The organism is Fictibacillus phosphorivorans (assembly GCF_001619875.1).
Lineage (GTDB): Bacteria > Bacillota > Bacilli > Bacillales > Fictibacillaceae > Fictibacillus > Fictibacillus phosphorivorans_B.
Genome location: NZ_LRFC01000038.1, coordinates 200,703 through 218,671 on the forward strand (window position 1 = coordinate 200,703; position 17,969 = coordinate 218,671).

Here is a 17,969-nt window from a genome sequence, read left to right on the forward strand (position 1 = left end):
GAAATAACCCCTGTTCGAAGGCTGTTGTTTGCAGCCGTTGGACAGGGATTTTTTATTGTTGTGGGAGTGTGAATGTCGAGCTGTGTCGAAATGTTTTTATTTTGTGATTTAGACTGAATTGGTATCGATTTAGACTTAATTTTTTCTGTAGAGACTTAATAGACCTCCATTTAGACTCAATTTCTCCTCAAAACGACTTAATTGCGTCCTCACAACTCAAACAGCAGACTCCAACACATAAGAAAACCGGCCTCGAAACATCGAGACCGGCGAGCACTAAGCTAATTCTTCAACTAATTTTTCTTTTTTAATCGATTTAGCAAACCAAAGCGCTTCTACTACAAAATAAACCATTGATCCGATGCAAACATACGTCCAGATTTCTTGAAGCTTGGGGTTTTGCCACAGATCAAGCAGCATGAATAGGGAAGGCAGTGTTAACGTCACCCATGATTGAACAAAAGCCACTCTGCCGATGAACGCTTCGTAAGGCTTTTTAAGTGCAGAAGATAAAAAGAAAAGAAACCATAGAAACGCCCACAGTACCCACGTTAGGGCACTCACAACATCGCCTTCTTGAACGTAAAACACAAGTGCATAGACGACAGCCATCATCGCTACCCATAAAGAGTACCAGCCAAGCCCGCTAGAATCGAATCCTTTTAAAATCGTTACCCCTAAATACAGATAGGTAAATCCAAACAAGAAAACGGCTCCATTATTGAACATCGACCAATTCGATCCATCAGATGTAATAATTAAATAGATCGGTGTGATCACTTGCAACAAGCCCACTAATATATTAAAAAACGCGACACTTTTTTCTTCTGCTTTACCTAACAGCATCAAGCTGTTTAGAAATAAAGCTCCACCTGAAAATAGTAATCCGATAGAACCCATAGAAATTCCCTCATCACCTTTGTTATTTTAAACCACGCAGAGGTCAGACCTCTTACATTAATAAAATATAGTAAATTCCCATGTGTAATGCAATGGAAACTTAAAGAAAGATAGTAAGTTAGAACTGACTTAATCGTTTTTTCGCTAAGATTGTCGAATTTTGTTATATTATTAAGACTTTTTTGCTATAGTTACTGTAGAGAATTAGAGGGATAAAGGCGGGATGAATGTAATGACAGCGATTTCAAAAAGTTTGATGCATGTTCAAAATTTTATAGATCAGCTTTCTGACGCTGTAATACTGGTTGCGTCTAATGATGAAATAGCAGCTGTAAACAAGCACTTTCTGGATCTTACAGAACAAACTGAATTTTCAGCTGGAGGAAAACATATCGATAAAGTTCTTTTACGCCATGCGAACGGAAGTGAAGGAACCCTTTTAGCTGTGAAGGGTCTTATAAACGTTAAAATGAGTGTGGGCTTTTTGCCGATTCATGAAGACTTTTACCGTTATTATATCGTAAAAGAGCAGCCTGCTGTCGTTCATTCGTGCCAAGAGCCTCTCATGAAAACATTAATGAACATCGTTCCGGATTTTATTGGAATAAAAGATGGGGACGGTCGTTTTGTGTTTGCGAACGAATTTGTAGGTGAGCTATTTGAATTGCCTGGCTTTGATTTTACAGGGAAAACCGATGCTGATTTAGCTGAGATCATACCAAACTATCGTGATGTTTTTCAATACTGCATCGAGACAGATGAACAAGTATGGCAGGCGAAAGAAATCGTACGGTGTGAAGAATATGTGCCTGCACGTGATGGCAGAACCCGCTTTTTTGACGTATACAAAGTTCCTGTTTTTCATCCAGATGGATCTCGTAAAAACTTGCTGGTCTTTGGCCGCGAGATAACGGAAAAGATTGAGTCCCGGATGCTTTTAGAAGAAAGTGAAGCGAGATACAGACTTCTTGCTGAAAACGCAATGGACATGATCACAACGCATAAGGTGGATGGGACGTTCACGTATGTTTCTCCTGCTTCTTATGCCCTATTAGGAAAAAAACCGGAAGATATCCTAGGAGATACAGGTTATGGGATGCTTCACCCTGATGATGAAGAGATTTCAAGAAAAGCACATGACGAATTGATTCAAGGACCTTGCACAAAAACGATTCCTTTTCGATTGCAGCATAAAGACGGTCAATACATTTGGCTTGAAACATCGTGTAAAAGTATTACAGATGACACTGGAAAAGTGGTCGAAATCATTGGGGTTACCCGTGACATTTCAGAAAGAAAAAAATCAGAAGATCTGCTTCGTCAGTCGGACAAGCTTTCCATTGTCGGACAGATGGCGGCTTCTGTAGCACATGAAATTAGAAATCCGCTAACTTCCCTAAAAGGGTTTGTTCAATTATTACAAGAAAGTGAACAGCTTGATGCATCCAACTATTACAACATTATGGATAAAGAATTGAACCGGATCGATCAGATTATGGGGCAGTTGTTATTGCTTGCAAAACCACAAGTAAGAACGTATAAGAAGGTATGTTTAAAAGAGATCGTTGAATTTGTTAAATCTCTTCTTCAGCCTGAAGCGATTGTTCAAAACGTACAGTTCAACACGGAGATGACTGAGAGTTTGCCGTTGATCTATGCCGAAGAAAACGAATTGAAGCAAGTGTTGATCAATGTGCTGAAAAATGCAATCGACTCGATGGCGAATGGCGGGGAGATTACAATACGTGGAGAAGTAATCGACGGAAACATTCATGTGTCTGTAAAAGATCAAGGCTGTGGAATACCAGCCGAGCGGATTCAAAAAATGTGTGAGCCTTTTTATACGACAAAAGAAAAGGGCACGGGTCTCGGATTAATGGTCAGTTCAAAAATCATGAAAGAACATAAAGGAAAACTTCATTTTAGTAGCATAGAAGGTAAGGGGACGACGGTCTCTATGATCTTACCTCTTTAATCATATGAGCTGGCTCTGTCATGGAGTCAGCTTATTTTTGTAATGAAAATTTATAACACAGAAGTATTTATCTCTTTTATTTTTACAATATCCAAAATTTACTACACGAAAATGATATACTTGTCTCAAGTAAGAATGTTCTTATTTATAGGAGGGGATATTATGGCTGATGAGTACGAGAATGAGATCACTAATTATTATTCGTTGAAGTCTGTTTCCCATAAAATGTTCGACTTAATTAGTAAACAACTGAATGTTAAAACTACATATGTAACAAGGAGGGGGAAAAGGGCGATTACGGTCCTAAGCTCCTTTAATGAAGAAGAGGAAATAATTACTGAGGGTTACAGTGTAGAATATGGAGAAACGTATTGCCGTTTAATCATTATGAACGAAGGCAACACGATGCATACAAAAAACTTAATGACCGATGCAAGAACACGAGAGTTAGAGGTAACAGGTCAATTAAAAATTAAAGGTTTCTTAGGTGTAACACTAAAAGATTTAAAAGGGAATGTCTTTGGCACTCTTTGCGTGATGGATCGAAAGGAAAGAGAGTTTTCGGAAAGTGATGTAAACTATCTTCACTCGATAGCGGGCATTTTGTCACACATTATCGAACTCGATGAAACAAAACATCATATGGGATTCTTAAGTGTTCCAATCATCCCGCTGACAGAAGGAGTATCCATTCTTTCTTTGCAAGGCATTGTAGATGAGATCCGCTCAGAACAGATCATAAGTGATGTTCTTCATAATGCGGCAGAAAGTGACATCGATTTCTTTATCATTGATTTATCTAAACTATATATTCAGGATAACCGTTTTCCAAAAGTGTTGTTTACACTGATCAACGCTCTACATTTGATGGGAGTAGAAACGATTATAACGGGAGTGTCTCCTGCATTTGCTCATGAGCAAGTCTATCATTTCGATTTGACGAACGTGAAAACAAAGTATGTAAATAACATTCAATCTGCACTAGACTACATAGGTTATCATTTAGTTGAAAAATAGTGTATAGGGGACTGGCTTTCAATTTGGGGAGTTGATCGTTTTTGTTTGTCGATTTTTGTAAACTCGCTGATATATTACGGAAGCTCGCCGTATTTTATCTGTTTCTCGCCGTATTATGTCCCATATTTATTAATTTGTTTCCGATTGTAACTTACCTTCGTCATAAAAAAGGCTTTTCACCTCTTAAAAGTGAAAAGCCACATAATTTATTATCCATATTTAGGCTAGTATCAAAAAAACTCTACACACTCTCCGGCTCAGCCACTTTTACGAGCTGTTTTCCTGTGTTTTCACCTGAAAACAGTCCTAAAAACGCATCAATCGTGTTCTCGAAGCCGTCCACGATGTTTTCGCTGTATGAAAGTTTGCCTTCTTTTAGCCATTTCGCAAGTTCGATCGCGCCTTCCTCAAAATGAGCTGCATAATCGCTCACGATGAAGCCTTTCATCAAGGCGCTGTTAATCAGAAGCTGACTTTGCATGCGTGGGCCCACATCTGCTTTTTCTAAATTATAAAGAGCGATCTGCCCGCAGACAGGGATTCGTGCACCTTTGTTGATCAAGGCGATTACGCTGTCGGAAATTTCACCGCCAACATTATCAAAATATACATCAACGCCATTTGGGCATGCGGCTTTCAATGATTCATACACATTTTCCGTTTTATAGTTGATGGCAGCATCAAAGCCTAGTTCGTCCTTCAAATAAGAGATTTTCTCATCTGAACCCGCTATTCCGACTACACGCGCGCCTTTTATTTTAGCGATCTGGCCGACGATTGTTCCAACGGCACCAGCTGCACCGCTGACAACAACCGTTTCACCTTCTTGTGGATCACCGATATCTAGCAAACCGAAATAAGCCGTTAAACCTGTCATGCCGAGGACACCAAGGTTTGCCGTTAATGGAGCAATCGAAGGATCAAGCTTTCGAACTTCAGCATCGCTTGCGACATTATAAGTTTGCCAGTTGAGGTTTCCAATTACAAAATCGCCTTCAGCCAGTTCTCCAGAGCGAGATTCCACAACTTGTCCAACAACGCCTCCAGAGATCGGCTCATTTAAGGCAAATGGAGGGACGTAGGACTTGCGGTCACTCATGCGTCCTCTCATGTAAGGATCCACTGAAAGGTAGATGGTCTTCAAAAGCACCTGATCATTTTTAAGCTCAGGGATGGATGCTTCTTCATAGTGAAAGTCACTTTTTTGCGGAGTTCCTTTGGGGCGGTTCACCAGTATAATTTTTTCGTTTTTCATCATAATCCTCCTCACATGAAAATCTTCCTCTTCAATCATACGTCAATACTCTCTCTCTAACCAAGTCATCCACTCATGAAAACATACTTTTAGGTTAATTTTACCTATTAAACAAACGAATTTTTAAAAAGACACCCATAAGGTTGAAGCGAGGCATTGAAATCTTTTATAATAGGTAAGTTAAAGAGGTACACCAAAAAAGGAAGTGTTGTTCGCATGGATCAAGATACGGAATTGTCTGTTGCGCTTACGATAAGTTCAGAAGTCCATTTTAGCGGTGAAAAAGAAAAGCATTACACCGAGACAGAAGGTAAGCTTTATAAAAGAGGGGACGTCACCTATCTTCAGTACAAGGAAGAGATAGAGGGTGCAGGTTCTGTCAATAATGTGATTAAGATTACGCACGCTGGAATTCTGATCATTCGCTCAGGCAGTGTATCTATGAAACAGAAATATTTAATTGGCCAGACAACAAAAGGCATGTACGACAGCCCATATGGCCAGCTATGGATGGAAACGACCACACATGAAATGAATTTCCGATGGAATCAGCAAAACCAGACGGGTGATCTGAAACTCTCGTACGAGCTGGTTCTTCAGGGTGAACATACAGGAACACATCAAATTAAGATTAATTTTCAGGAGGCAAAAGCATGAATATCCTTGACCAGGTCAAGAATCTGTTAAAAGAAGAGATTGAAGAAGCGGTCGTAAAAGCAGGACTCGCGAAAAAAGAAGAACTGCCAGCAGTCGTTCTTGAGGTTCCGAAAGATAAAGCAAACGGTGACTTTGCGACGAACATGGCGATGCAATTGGCGCGTATCGCAAAAAAAGCACCTCGTATGATCGCTGACGAATTAGTGGCTAACTTTGATAAAAGTAAAGCGTCTATCGCAAAGGTTGAAATCGCAGGTCCTGGATTCATCAACTTTTATATGGATAACTCATACTTAACAGAGCTTGTACCAACTGTCTTAAAAGCAGGCAAGGATTATGGGCGCACTGAGCATGGCGGAGGCAAAAAAGTTCAAGTTGAGTTCGTATCTGCAAACCCGACAGGAACACTCCACTTGGGCCATGCCCGTGGTGCAGCAGTTGGTGATACGATCTGCAACATCCTAGATTATGCTGGATATAGTGTTTCCCGTGAATTCTATATCAACGATGCTGGAAACCAGATCAACAATTTAGCAACGTCTATTGAAGCGCGCTACTTCCAGGCGCTAGGCAAAGATAAAGAGATGCCAGAAGACGGCTATCATGGTGCTGATATTATTGAATTCGGTAAAGAACTTGCAGAAGAGTACGGCGATTCATGGCTGGATAAAGAAGAAGCTGAACGCGTTAGCTTTTTCCGTGAATACGGTCTTACACGTGAATTAGAAAAGCTGAAAGAAGACCTTGCTGAATTCCGCGTGGATTTTGATGTGTGGTTCTCAGAAACTTCTCTTTATAAAAACGGAAAAATTGATGCAGCACTGAATAAGCTAAAAGCTAAAGGTGTTGTTTATGAAGAAGAAGGAGCAACATGGTTCCGTACGACAGATTACGATGATGACAAAAACCGTGTACTGATCAAGAATGATGGGTCTTACACGTACTTAACGCCGGATATCGCGTATCACAACGATAAGTTTGAGCGTGGCTTTGAAAAGCTGATCAATATTTGGGGAGCAGACCACCACGGTTACATTCCGCGTATGAAAGCAGCGATTCAAGCGCTTGGTTATGATAAAGAACAGCTTGATGTCATGATCATTCAGCTCGTTTCTCTTTTCCAAAACGGAGAAAAAGTTCGTATGAGTAAGCGTACGGGTAAAGCTGTTACACTTCGTGAATTGATGGAAGAAGTGGGCATCGACGCAACTCGTTATTTCTTTGCGATGCGTTCCAATGATACACATCTTGATTTTGATATGGACTTAGCCGTTTCTAAATCAAACGAAAACCCTGTATTCTATGTACAATACGCACATGCGCGCGTTTGCAGCATGCTTCGTCAAGGGGAAGAGATGGGACTTTCTTATGATGGAGATCTGGATTTATCAAAGATCGATTCTGAGAAAGAGTTCGAGCTATTGAAAAAGATCGGGGAATTCCCGGCCGTTATTAATGAAGCGGCTGAAAAACTTCTTACACACCGCGTAACAAACTATGTATTTGAGCTTGCATCTGCTCTTCATAGCTTCTATAACGCTGAGCGTGTACTGGATCCTGAAAATAAAGAAAAATCACAAGCACGTTATGCTTTGATGAAAGCCACTCAAGTGACGATCGAGAATGCATTAAACATCGTGGGCGTAGAAGCGCCAGAACGTATGTAATAGAGAGATTAAGTTAAGAAAACCTGTCTGCAGACAGGTTTTTTCTTTTTGAGGAGAGGGTCCTTGCTGGTCTTGAAAGAAGTTGATTTCCGTTCCATGTGCTCGCTTTCCGCGGGGCAGGCGGTGAGCCACATTTGTTCGTTTCACTTTTAAGTGTCTCACCTGTCTAGTTGCAGTGGCTAGCCCCTCGAGGTCAAAAGTTAAACGGTCATGAAGGCAAAGAGCGCCTTCCTGGCCCATTCATCTTTTGCTTGTCGGGGCTAAACGAGCCACTTCCACTTTTCGGACTGCCCGCCTGTCCCGCAGGAGTCTCGCACCTTGCACTCCAATCAACTAGTCAATGAAGGAAAAAATAAAGAAATGACAGGAACTAAACCATTCAGTTTAACTTCAATATTTACAATGATTAAAACAGCTATGTACTTCTTCTAATGATTTCTCAAGCCTACAGTATTACCTTTTTTACGCTTACCCTTGCGTTTTTAATGGCTAGTGCAAATCGCGCTAATCTTTCGCGTTACCTGTTTTCTACATGCAGCAGCGGTTTGCGAACCTAGAGAATGGCAAAAAGGGATTTTCCAGCTTTTTCTTGAATTCTAATAAAGCACATTATTCCTCAGGAGGTTACTCGAATGACAACATCCAACAAAAGCCCTTTCGTTATTGGACAGATCGAAGGGTATTCAAAAGAATTTTCTAACCTGATTTCCATGATGAATTACGCGAGGGAGACTACGATTTGGGAAGTGCAAAATTTATCTGTAGAAGAACTTGATTTTAGAATCAATGGAACGGGTAACTCGATCGGCATGCTGCTTGCTCATTTTGTTGCCGTAGAAAAGATCTATCAATTTTTAACAATTAATGGAAAAGATCTGCCTGACGAGGAGGTTGATCGTTATGCAGATACTCTTCAGCCCGCACTCGATTTAGGCGAAGCGGGGACGATCATTAATGGAAATACAGCTGAATTTTATTTAGAAGACTTAAAGAAGACCCGTGAAATCACACTTAAACATTTTCAGAACCTTCCAGATTCGTGGTTATATGAAACGACGCCTTGGTGGAATAATGAGCTCAGCAATAATTATTTTAAGTGGTTTCATGTTTTTGAAGACGAAATCAATCACCGTGGACAGATACGAATCATTAAAAAACAGTATGAACGAGCGAACAACTCAACGACATCTCAAGCTTAATTGCGATGAAATAGGGATATTGTAATAAGAACGTGCCATATTAATAAGAGATAGGTTTGGAATCTCGTTTGAATGAGGGGGTACATACATGAAGTTAATCTTATTATCATTGATAACAGGCGCCCTCGTAGGCTTTGTTTTTGCCCTGTTAAAGCTGCCGATCCCAGCACCGCCTGCATTGCCAGGAATCATGGGAATCGTCGGCATCTATATAGGCTATCAAGTATACATTTGGATGGCAGGAACCTTTTTAAAGTGAGGAACATATGGCATTAGCTGGACTGACCTCTGAGTTTCAAATCTATTATGAAAAGTTAGGAACGGGTGCTCCACTCGTATTTTTACATCCGTCAGGTATGAGCCATCTTGTGTTCAAGTATCAAAAAGAGCTCTCACAATATTGTCAGACCATATTTCCAGATGTTCGGGGGCATGGCCGGTCATCTGTTAAAGACCCTGAAACCTTTACAATTTGGGACCTTGCTGATGATGTGGCAAGCCTTTTGGACCATCTGTTGATTGATGAGGCGTTTATTTGCGGTTATTCTGCAGGAGGCTCGATTGCACAAGCGTTTGTAGAAAAATATCCGCATCGGACCAAGGGGCTTATTTTAAGCGGGGGCTTTTCTCAAGTTTCTACTTTTGCCCTGAAAAAACAGTTTCAAACAGGAATAAGACTGGCTAAAAATACACCAGCCCTTTTAAATCAATTTCTAGTAAGCACACATTCAAATTCCCAGAAAGATCGAAAAGAGATGCTGGAGTATCATAAACAGTCCGATCCGAAAACGTGGGAAAGATTTTACAAGGAAAGCTTTGCGTTTAACTGCACAGATCAGTTAAAAGAATGGTCGTTCCCAATGTTGTTTCTGTACGGCGACCGAACGGAATATATGCACCCTTATAGAAGGATATACACCAAAAATGTGCACCCAAGAGCAAAGTTCGTCATTTTGAACAAAGCGCTGCATCAGCTTCCGATCAAGCATTATAAAAGTTTTAATGCCGAAATACAGCGTTTTATAACCGGTTCTACATAAGAATCGTTCCGCCGCTCATTCTTTTAAAACCGCGTACTTTCTCAAGCTCGTCAATGAGCTGAAGAACGGCGCGGTCTTTTTGTTTCGCTTCGATCATCACATCAAGCTCATCTGTAAAATCAGACATCATCTTAAAAAATGGAAGCACATAGTCAAGGCTTACATAATCGTGGTGACTTCTGTATGCTTTTTCATCTTTAGGTGATGAGAGGTGAACCTTTGGCGGCCGTCCAGTGTTTTTCCAAGTGGCGACAAACCGCGGAAGAAGTTCCTCGAGTGCCGTATTGTCATCTGGGTTCGCTTTGTAATGGTGATAATCAAACATCAGCGGAATGCCTTCTTTCTCACAAACCTCCAGTGTTTCTTTTGTCGTAAAGGTTTTGTCGTCGTTCTCAAGTGTCATCCGGCTTTTAACATCGGAAGGCAGCATTTTGATATTTTTATAAAAACGTTCTAATGCAGAAGATTTATCTCCATAAGCCCCGCCGATATGAATATTGATATAACTGCGGTCCTCGATGTTCATACCTTTAAGAAGGTCGTAATGATACTGCATGTCTTTTACAGCGTTAACGGTTACTTCCGGTCGCGGGCTTGTAAAAAGGGTATATTGGTTCGGGTGCATGCTCGTTCGAATGTTGTATTTTTTCACGAGCTTCTCAATCTCTTTGCACTCTTTTTTCGTTTTCTCTAAGAAATCCCAAGCCGCTTCAGGGTGTGTAGCTAAAGGGACGATAGATGAAGACATCCGATAAAGCGGCAGTTCGTGCGCAACGCAATAATGAAGCACACGAAGAGTCCGCTCCAAATTGTTTTTTGTAATGGCGAGCAGTTGTGCCGTACGTTCCTTTTCTTCGCGTTTTTGATATGTAGCATATGTCATCGTTTTTGCAGGTGAGGCCTCATATAAGTTGAGAGCCGTTGATACAAAACCAAAAGATGTTAACATGTTTGGCCCCCTGTTGTTTATTGTCCGTTTGTAAAAGTTACTGCTATAGCGCCGGTGGCTCTAGAAAGCGGGCATACTGAAAATCAACCAGCTTTTCAAAAGCAGCAAAGAAATTTTCTTTTATAAAAGTAGTTTTCTAAAGATTGTTGCTATCAAATGTTGTCTACCATGATTTTTGATTGGAGTGCAAGGTGCGAGACTCCTGTGGGACAGGCGGGCAGGTGAGACACTTAAGAATGAAACGTCCGAATGTGGCTCAACGCCTGCCCCACGGAAAGCGAGCAGCCTGAAACGGAAATCAATCACTTTCAAAGCAACTTTGCGAAAAGTACCTTTATAAAAAAGGCGAAAGTATAAACCCGATCACTTCTTTTACCCGCACTTTAGCCGTTCTGGTTTTTTGAAGCCGCTCGAGTGTCAGTTTTTCGGAACGGGCAAGGTCAGACTCTATCACCTTTTTGGCGTTTTGAATTTCTGTTTTGTCAGTAAAGATACAATTGATTTCGTCGTTATAAAAAAAGCTGCGCAGGTCAAAGTTTGCGGTACCGATATCGCAGATCGATTCATCGAACATCAATACTTTTGAATGATAAAATCCTTCGTGAAACTGATAGATTTCTGCTCCTGCTTCTAAAAGAGGTTTTACGTAGCGATAAGATGCTTCTTGTACAAATGGATGATCAGGAGTCATGGGTACGAGCAGCTTAACGTTTACACCGCGATTCAGTGCAGAGAGAAGTTCCTTGTTCATCTTTTTACCCGGAATAAAGTACGGTGAACCTATAAAGATGTTTTTTTCAGAGCGTTTTATTTTTTCACGAAAGAAACGATAGGCTGCATGACCTTTTGAGGGAACGAGCATGATTTCTTTGTGGTATTCTTCATCAGCCGCAGGAAGTTGCTTGCTGGTCATCTTATCATTCGTCGAGCCATTCCAATCATCCATAAACAAACGCTGCAGTTCATTCACGACAGGACCCCTTAATTTTAAATGATAATCGCGCCAATCCCCAAATCTCGTGACTCTGCCCATATATTCATTTCCTACGTTATACCCGCCGATATATCCGATCTTTCCATCAATCGTGGTAATTTTACGATGATTTCGGTGGTTGATGCGATATAACAGATAAGGAAACTGAGGCTTGTTGCTGTATTCGAAATGGACTCCCGCATTCTTTAAATTTTGAATGGTCTTCTTTTTTACGCCATAACTTCCTAAGTAGTCGAGAAGAAGCCTGACTTCTACGCCTTTATTCGCTTTTGAAATTAATCTCGTGCATAGGTCACTGCCAAGTTCATCATCACGTAAAATGTAAAACTGTATGTATATGGAATGTGAAGCATCATCTATATCTTGAAAAAGCGCATCGAAAAAATGTGAGCCAGTTGATAGAAGCTGCAAGCTTCCTTTTGTTGTCACGGGAGGTTCTTCTTTTAAGATCGTTTGTTTATGTCCTAAATAAAAATCAATCCACGCTAAAATCCCCACGATCGCAATCACTAAAACGATCCACACGTACATCTCCTCCTTCTGCCAAAACTTTTATTTAGTATGCCCTTGCCATTAAAAACGACTAAAAAAATTTTTTAATGAGATGTTGACTGAATGCTCATTCATTTATTTTTTATGATATAATGATGTCAGAAAATTAATTTCATTTAGAATTATTAAAAGAGAAAGAATTAGGGAATAGCAGCATTGGAAGGGAGAGAAAGTGATGAACGGCTTAATGGTAGCAAACTGGCTTGCATTTCTTTTTGTAACCGCTTACGCATTATTTTTGTTCGCTTATGTGGTAAAGACAAGGTACGAGTTTATCAAGCTCGGCAAAAAAGTAGAGTTTGATAACACGGTGCAAGAAAGAGTTAAAGCGGTTTTGGTCAACGTATTTGGTCAAAAGAAGCTGTTAAAAGATAAAAAAAGCGGAATTATCCACATTATGTTCTTTTATGGATTTATTCTTGTCCAGTTCGGAGCGATCGATTTTATTTGGAAAGGGCTCGCACCTGGGTCTCATCTGCCACTCGGGCCGCTTTATCCGGGATTCACGTTTTTCCAAGAAATCGTAACAACGATGATCATGATCGCAGTGGTATGGGCTTTTTACAGAAGATATGTTGAGAAGCTTGTACGTCTGAAACGAGGCTTCAAGTCAGGTTTAGTGCTTCTGTTCATTGGCGGCTTGATGCTCTCCGTACTCGTAGGGAATGGAGCGGAAATCATCTGGCATGACATGCCTTATGAGTGGACGGCTCCGATCGCTTCAGGTATCGCAATGGCTCTCGGTTTTCTAGGTAAAACCGGTGCTGCAGTCGTCTTCTTTATCTCTTGGTGGATTCATTTATTGTTCTTACTAACATTCTTAGTGTACGTGCCTCAATCAAAGCACGCTCACTTGATCGCGGGCCCGCTGAACGTTTGGCTTGGCCGCAAAGATAAGGTAGGAAAGCTGTCTTCTATTAACTTTGAAGATGAAACGCAAGAAGTTTTCGGTGTAAATAAGATTGAAGACTTCAACCAAAAACAGCTTGTCGATCTCTATGCTTGTGTGGAATGTGGCCGCTGTACGAATGTTTGTCCAGCAACGGGTACAGGTAAGATGCTTTCACCGATGGACATGATCGTTAAACTTCGTGACCATCTAACGGTAAAAGGTGCTGCTGTTACATCCCGTACACCTTGGAAGCCTGCTTTTGCGTTCTCCAACACAACAGGCAACCAGATCGCTTTTGAAGCAAGAGGAAAAGGTGCTGAAGAAACTGCTGCCACAACAGACGGATCATCTGCACTTGCTTATGATGTGGAAATGATCGGTGAAGTGATGACAGAAGAAGAGATCTGGGCTTGTACAACTTGCCGTAACTGTGAAGATCAGTGTCCAGTTATGAACGAACACGTAGACAAGATTATCGACATGCGCCGTTATCTTGTTTTAACAGAAGGTAAGATGGATGCTGAAGCGCAGCGTGCGATTAAGAATATTGAAAAGCAAGGAAACCCTTGGGGAATCTCAAAAAAAGAACGCGAGAACTGGCGTGAGCTGAAAGAAGATATCGTGATTCCAACGGTTAAAGAGAAGGAAAAAGCAGGCGAAGAGTTTGAGTACCTTTTCTGGGTAAGCTCGATGGGTGCTTATGATAACCGCTCACAAAAGATCGCCCTTTCTCTTGCGAAGATCATGAACGAAGCAGGTATCACGTTTGCGATCTTAGGTAACAAAGAGAAAAACTCAGGTGATACCCCACGTCGTCTTGGGAACGAGTTCTTGTTCCAAGAGATGGCGAACGCGAACATCGAACTGTTTGAGAAGCATGATGTGAAAAAAATCATTACGATCGATCCGCATGCGTATAACACGTTTAAAAATGAATATCCGGAGTTTGGTCTAAAAGCAGAAGTCTATCATCATACAGAACTTTTAGCGGAATGGATCAAGGAAGGAAGAATTCAGCCTAAACATGAAGTGAATGAAACGATCACCTATCACGATTCCTGCTACCTTGGCCGTTATAACGAAGTATATGAGCCGCCTCGCGATATTTTAAAAGCGATACCTGGCGTGAAAGTGGTCGAGATGGACCGCAACCGTCAAAACGGTATGTGCTGTGGAGCGGGTGGCGGAATGATGTGGATGGAAGAAAAAGCGGGCTCGCGTGTTAACGTCGCGCGTACAGAACAAGCGCTTGCTGTAAACCCAACTATGATCGGAAGCGGCTGTCCATACTGCTTAACGATGTTGAGTGATGGTACGAAAGCGAAAGAAGTAGAAGATCGAGTACAAACATTAGACGTTGTTGAAATCTTAGAAAAATCCATATTTGGGTCTCAAAAACAAGAGATTCTTCAGTAGTCTTTAGCATGTGAATAAGCTGCCTGCAGTTGAGCCGGCAGCTTCATGCTTGGGATTTGGTCGACTGAGCGTTCGCTCGGCTTGTCTGCAATACATTTTGTAAGCGTTATCAATATTTTAAAACAGGAGGTCTTTTACATGACAAAATCAGTAATCGTTAGCGGTGTACGTACGCCTGTCGGGAAGTTTGGCGGTGGATTAAGCTCTCTTACGGCTTCAGATTTAGGCGGGATCGCGATTAAAGATGCACTTCAACGAGCGGAAATCGCTCCAGAATTAGTTGATGAAGTCATTTTAGGCTGCGTTCTTCAAGGAGGGCAAGGTCAGATTCCTTCTCGTCAAGCGGCTCAAAAAGCAGGGTTGCCATGGGAGACGAAGACAGAGACGATCAACAAAGTGTGTGCATCAGGTCTTCGAGCAATCACTCTAGCTGACCAAATTATTCGTGCGGGTGATGAAGAGATCATTGTTGCAGGCGGAATGGAGTCGATGAGCAACGCACCATACATTTTACCGAAAGCTCGCTGGGGTCTTCGTATGGGTGATAGCTCAGTGAAGGATCTGATGGTGCATGACGGATTAACGTGTACGTTTACGGGTGTTCACATGGGGATCTACGGAAATGACGTGGCAAAAGAGATGGAGATCTCACGCGAACGCCAAGATGAGTGGGCGTACCGCAGTCATAGCCGTGCCGTTGAGTCTATTGAAAAAGGGATTTTTGCTGAAGAAATCGTTCCAGTAGAAGTGCCTCAGCGTAAAGGAGAGCCAATCGTAGTTTCTCAAGATGAGTCGCCTCGTAAGGATACTTCGGTAGAGTCTCTTGCTAAATTAAGACCTGTATTTTCTCAAGACGGAACGATTACTGCAGGAAACGCGCCTGGCGTGAACGATGGTGCGGCAGCAGTAGTTGTGATGAGTGAAGAACGTGCTGAAAAAGAAGGCAAAGAAGTGATGGCAACGATTCTCGGCCACACGGCGATCGCAGTAGAAGCAAAGGATTTCCCGAAGACGCCAGGACTTGTAATCACGGAGCTTTTAAAGAAAACAGGAAAAACATTAGAAGAAATTGACCTTTTTGAAATTAATGAAGCATTCGCTGCTGTTGCGTTAACGAGTGCAGAGCTTGCTGGATTAGATCTTGAAAAAGTAAACGTGAACGGTGGAGCAGTTGCACTCGGCCATCCGATTGGGGCGAGCGGCACGCGCATCGTGCTGACGCTGATTCACGAATTAAGAAGACGCGGCGGCGGACTAGGCATTGCATCGATCTGTTCAGGCGGCGGTCAAGGTGACGCGATTTTAGTAGAAGTAAAAGCATAGGAGGAACATTTCATGAGCATTCAAAACATTATGGTAATTGGTGCAGGACAGATGGGTTCAGGGATTGCGCAAGTGTGTGCGATGGCTGGCTACTCCGTTGTTTTGCACGATATGAAAGACGAGTTTGTACAAAAAGGAATTGGGATCATTCAAAAAAACTTAAATCGTTCCGTTGAAAAGGGACGTATGGATGAGAGTGAAAAAGAAACGATTCTTTCTCGCCTAACACCCTCAATCTCTCTAGAGAACGCGTCAAATGCAGACCTTGTGATTGAAGCAGTCGTTGAAAATATGGAAGTGAAAACGCAGCTATTTAAGATGCTGGATCAATTTGCACCAGCACATACGATTTTAGCATCAAACACCTCATCACTTCCGATTACAGAGATCGCTGCGGCAACCGAGCGTCCTGAAAAAGTAATCGGCATGCATTTCATGAATCCTGTACCGGTTATGAAACTCGTAGAAATCATCCGCGGTCTTCAGACAGCAGATGAAGTGTATGAAACGATAGAGTCGGTATCTAAGAAGCTGCAAAAAGTTCCAGTAGAAGTGAACGATTTCCCAGGTTTCATCTCAAACCGCATCCTCATGCCGATGATCAACGAAGCGATCTTCGCCGTGTATGAAGGCGTAGCAACACCAGAAGCAGTGGATGAAATTATGAAACTCGGAATGAATCATCCGATGGGCCCGCTAACACTAGCAGACTTTATCGGGCTTGATACATGCCTGTACATCATGGAAACATTGCACGAAGGCTTCGGTGACGATAAGTACCGTCCATGCCCATTGCTAAGAAAGTACGTGAAGGCAGGCTGGTTAGGCAAGAAGTCAGGCAGAGGCTTCTACAGCTACGCTTAGGGGTCTGACCCCACACAAAGACAAAAATTCGATTTTTGTCTTTGTGGAAGAGACAGCAAAAGAGAGACAACTCACGGAGAGAGACTACAAGACGGCATTTCACTATAGGAATGGGGAGAGACCATGAACCTCGTGTTTACAGAAGAACAGAAGATGATGCAGAAGATGGTTCGGGATTTTGCGCAAAAAGAGATAGCACCGGCCATTGAACATATGGAAGAGACAGAGGAATTCCCGCGTCATCTGATTAAGAAAATGGCAGAGCTTGGACTGATGGGGATTCCGATTCCAGAAGAGTATGGCGGAGCAGGGATGGATTTTACGTCATACATCATTGCGATTAACGAATTATCAAAAGTGAGTGCGACGATCGGTGTAATTTTGTCCGTTCATACGAGTGTCGGAACAAATCCAATCCTTTACTTCGGGAATGAAGAACAAAAGAAAAAATACATTCCTAAATTAGCGAGTGGAGAGTACCTAGGGGCGTTCGGACTTACAGAGCCGAGTTCAGGTTCTGATGCAGCAAGCTTAAAAACACGTGCTGTTAAACAAGGCGATCATTACACTTTAAATGGTTCAAAAATTTTTATTACTAACGCAGGTGAAGCAGATGTGTACATCGTATTTGCATCAACTGCGCCAGACAAAGGCAGCTACGGAATATCGGCCTTCATCGTAGACAAAGATACACCAGGTTTTTCAGTAGGGAAGAAAGAGAAAAAAATGGGGTTGAACGGATCGAATACGTGCGAGATCGTTTTTGAGGATGCGCGCGTTCCTGCTGAAAATCTGCTTGGTAAAGAAGGAGAAGGCTTTAAGATCGCGATGAGCAACCTCGATGTGGGCAGGATCGGAATCGCTGCTCAGTCGCTTGGCATCGCAGAGGCTGCCTTAGAATATGCGACAAACTACGCAAAAGAGAGAAAACAGTTTGGCAAACCGATCGGTGCGAATCAAGGTCTAGGATTCAAACTAGCAGACATGGCGACAGAGGTAGAGGCAGCAAAACTTTTAACCTACCGAGCGGCTGATCTGAAAACAAAAAACCTGTCATGCGGTAAAGAAGCATCGATGGCAAAGCTTTTTGCTTCAGAAACAGCGATGAAATCAGCGATCGAAGCGGTTCAAGTGTACGGCGGCTACGGTTATACGAAAGAGTATCCGGTAGAGCGACTGTTCCGCGATGCGAAGGTGTGTCAGATCTATGAGGGAACAAGTGAAATTCAGCGCATGGTACTCAGCAAACATTTACTAGGATAAAAGGGA

Annotated in this window: 15 protein-coding genes; 11 read left to right on the forward strand and 4 right to left on the reverse strand. The window is 42.1% G+C overall.

What is annotated here, in order from left to right:
- Positions 1-276: 276 nt before the first annotated feature.
- Positions 277-900: an AmiS/UreI family transporter gene (locus AWM68_RS17040; protein WP_066244631.1), complete on the reverse strand. Its 624-nt coding sequence runs from the start codon at positions 898-900 to the stop codon at positions 277-279.
- Between the two features lie 223 nt (positions 901-1,123).
- On the opposite strand from AWM68_RS17040, the gene AWM68_RS17045 reads away from it, so the two are divergent.
- A complete protein-coding gene (locus AWM68_RS17045) occupies positions 1,124-2,875 on the forward strand; it encodes a PAS domain-containing sensor histidine kinase (RefSeq protein WP_082820752.1) in 1,752 nt (583 codons plus the stop codon).
- A 162-nt stretch (positions 2,876-3,037) separates the two neighbouring features.
- Positions 3,038-3,892, forward strand: coding sequence for a GAF domain-containing protein (locus tag AWM68_RS17050; protein ID WP_066244634.1), 855 nt, complete (start codon positions 3,038-3,040; stop codon positions 3,890-3,892).
- Between the two features lie 241 nt (positions 3,893-4,133).
- Here AWM68_RS17050 and AWM68_RS17055 read toward each other — a convergent pair whose 3' ends face one another.
- On the reverse strand, positions 4,134-5,150 hold the full coding sequence (locus AWM68_RS17055) for an NADP-dependent oxidoreductase (RefSeq protein WP_066244637.1): 1,017 nt from the start codon (positions 5,148-5,150) through the stop codon (positions 4,134-4,136).
- Positions 5,151-5,363: 213 nt separating this feature from the next.
- On the opposite strand from AWM68_RS17055, the gene AWM68_RS17060 reads away from it, so the two are divergent.
- The 5 genes from AWM68_RS17060 (at position 5,364) to AWM68_RS17080 (ending at position 9,710) form a co-directional block, all read left to right on the forward strand.
- On the forward strand, positions 5,364-5,804 hold the full coding sequence (locus AWM68_RS17060; protein ID WP_066244639.1) for a DUF1934 domain-containing protein: 441 nt from the start codon (positions 5,364-5,366) through the stop codon (positions 5,802-5,804).
- Complete coding sequence (gene argS, locus AWM68_RS17065) at positions 5,801-7,471, forward strand: arginine--tRNA ligase (RefSeq protein WP_066244642.1); 1,671 nt, start codon at positions 5,801-5,803, stop codon at positions 7,469-7,471. Before AWM68_RS17060 ends, argS begins: the two co-directional genes overlap by 4 nt.
- 632 nt (positions 7,472-8,103) lie before the next feature.
- On the forward strand, positions 8,104-8,670 hold the full coding sequence (locus AWM68_RS17070) for a DinB family protein (RefSeq protein WP_066244646.1): 567 nt from the start codon (positions 8,104-8,106) through the stop codon (positions 8,668-8,670).
- Between the two features lie 88 nt (positions 8,671-8,758).
- The gene (locus AWM68_RS17075; protein ID WP_066244648.1) at positions 8,759-8,929 is read left to right on the forward strand and encodes a DUF1427 family protein; all 171 of its coding nucleotides are present in this window, start codon (positions 8,759-8,761) and stop codon (positions 8,927-8,929) included.
- Positions 8,930-8,936: 7 nt separating this feature from the next.
- Positions 8,937-9,710 carry an alpha/beta fold hydrolase gene (locus AWM68_RS17080; RefSeq protein WP_066244651.1) on the forward strand — a complete coding sequence of 258 codons (774 nt, stop codon included), beginning with the start codon at positions 8,937-8,939 and terminating at the stop codon, positions 9,708-9,710.
- Here AWM68_RS17080 and uvsE read toward each other — a convergent pair.
- Both uvsE and cls read right to left on the reverse strand, forming a co-directional pair.
- Complete coding sequence (gene uvsE, locus AWM68_RS17085) at positions 9,703-10,659, reverse strand: UV DNA damage repair endonuclease UvsE (protein WP_066244654.1); 957 nt, start codon at positions 10,657-10,659, stop codon at positions 9,703-9,705. The genes AWM68_RS17080 and uvsE overlap by 8 nt on opposite strands.
- 334 nt (positions 10,660-10,993) lie before the next feature.
- Positions 10,994-12,178, reverse strand: a complete 1,185-nt coding sequence (gene cls / locus AWM68_RS17090; protein WP_066244657.1) for a cardiolipin synthase — start codon at positions 12,176-12,178, stop codon at positions 10,994-10,996.
- Positions 12,179-12,380: 202 nt separating this feature from the next.
- Between cls and AWM68_RS17095 the strand changes: the two genes are divergently transcribed.
- The 4 genes from AWM68_RS17095 (at position 12,381) to AWM68_RS17110 (ending at position 17,963) form a co-directional block, all read left to right on the forward strand.
- Entirely contained in the window at positions 12,381-14,513 is a 2,133-nt protein-coding gene (locus tag AWM68_RS17095; protein WP_066244661.1) for a 4Fe-4S dicluster domain-containing protein, read from the forward strand.
- A gap of 138 nt (positions 14,514-14,651) precedes the next feature.
- A complete protein-coding gene (locus AWM68_RS17100) occupies positions 14,652-15,836 on the forward strand; it encodes an acetyl-CoA C-acetyltransferase (protein WP_066244662.1) in 1,185 nt (394 codons plus the stop codon).
- A 12-nt stretch (positions 15,837-15,848) separates the two neighbouring features.
- Positions 15,849-16,700 (forward strand): 3-hydroxybutyryl-CoA dehydrogenase, encoded by an 852-nt coding sequence (locus AWM68_RS17105; RefSeq protein ID WP_066244664.1) that lies wholly within the window; start codon positions 15,849-15,851, stop codon positions 16,698-16,700.
- 123 nt (positions 16,701-16,823) lie between these two features.
- On the forward strand, positions 16,824-17,963 hold the full coding sequence (locus AWM68_RS17110; RefSeq protein WP_066244667.1) for an acyl-CoA dehydrogenase: 1,140 nt from the start codon (positions 16,824-16,826) through the stop codon (positions 17,961-17,963).
- Positions 17,964-17,969: the final 6 nt, after the last annotated feature.

Excerpts from the sequence above, each read along its gene's own strand:
- AWM68_RS17040 (WP_066244631.1), bottom strand. The coding sequence starts at position 900 with ATGGGTTCTATCGGATTACTATTTTCAGGTGGAGCTTTATTTCTAAAC.
- AWM68_RS17045 (WP_082820752.1), top strand. The coding sequence starts at position 1,124 with ATGAATGTAATGACAGCGATTTCAAAAAGTTTGATGCATGTTCAAAAT.
- AWM68_RS17050 (WP_066244634.1), top strand. The coding sequence starts at position 3,038 with ATGGCTGATGAGTACGAGAATGAGATCACTAATTATTATTCGTTGAAG.
- AWM68_RS17055 (WP_066244637.1), bottom strand. The coding sequence starts at position 5,150 with ATGATGAAAAACGAAAAAATTATACTGGTGAACCGCCCCAAAGGAACT.
- AWM68_RS17060 (WP_066244639.1), top strand. The coding sequence starts at position 5,364 with ATGGATCAAGATACGGAATTGTCTGTTGCGCTTACGATAAGTTCAGAA.
- argS (WP_066244642.1), top strand. The coding sequence starts at position 5,801 with ATGAATATCCTTGACCAGGTCAAGAATCTGTTAAAAGAAGAGATTGAA.
- AWM68_RS17070 (WP_066244646.1), top strand. The coding sequence starts at position 8,104 with ATGACAACATCCAACAAAAGCCCTTTCGTTATTGGACAGATCGAAGGG.
- AWM68_RS17075 (WP_066244648.1), top strand. The coding sequence starts at position 8,759 with ATGAAGTTAATCTTATTATCATTGATAACAGGCGCCCTCGTAGGCTTT.
- AWM68_RS17080 (WP_066244651.1), top strand. The coding sequence starts at position 8,937 with ATGGCATTAGCTGGACTGACCTCTGAGTTTCAAATCTATTATGAAAAG.
- uvsE (WP_066244654.1), bottom strand. The coding sequence starts at position 10,659 with ATGTTAACATCTTTTGGTTTTGTATCAACGGCTCTCAACTTATATGAG.
- AWM68_RS17095 (WP_066244661.1), top strand. The coding sequence starts at position 12,381 with ATGAACGGCTTAATGGTAGCAAACTGGCTTGCATTTCTTTTTGTAACC.
- AWM68_RS17100 (WP_066244662.1), top strand. The coding sequence starts at position 14,652 with ATGACAAAATCAGTAATCGTTAGCGGTGTACGTACGCCTGTCGGGAAG.
- AWM68_RS17105 (WP_066244664.1), top strand. The coding sequence starts at position 15,849 with ATGAGCATTCAAAACATTATGGTAATTGGTGCAGGACAGATGGGTTCA.
- AWM68_RS17110 (WP_066244667.1), top strand. The coding sequence starts at position 16,824 with ATGAACCTCGTGTTTACAGAAGAACAGAAGATGATGCAGAAGATGGTT.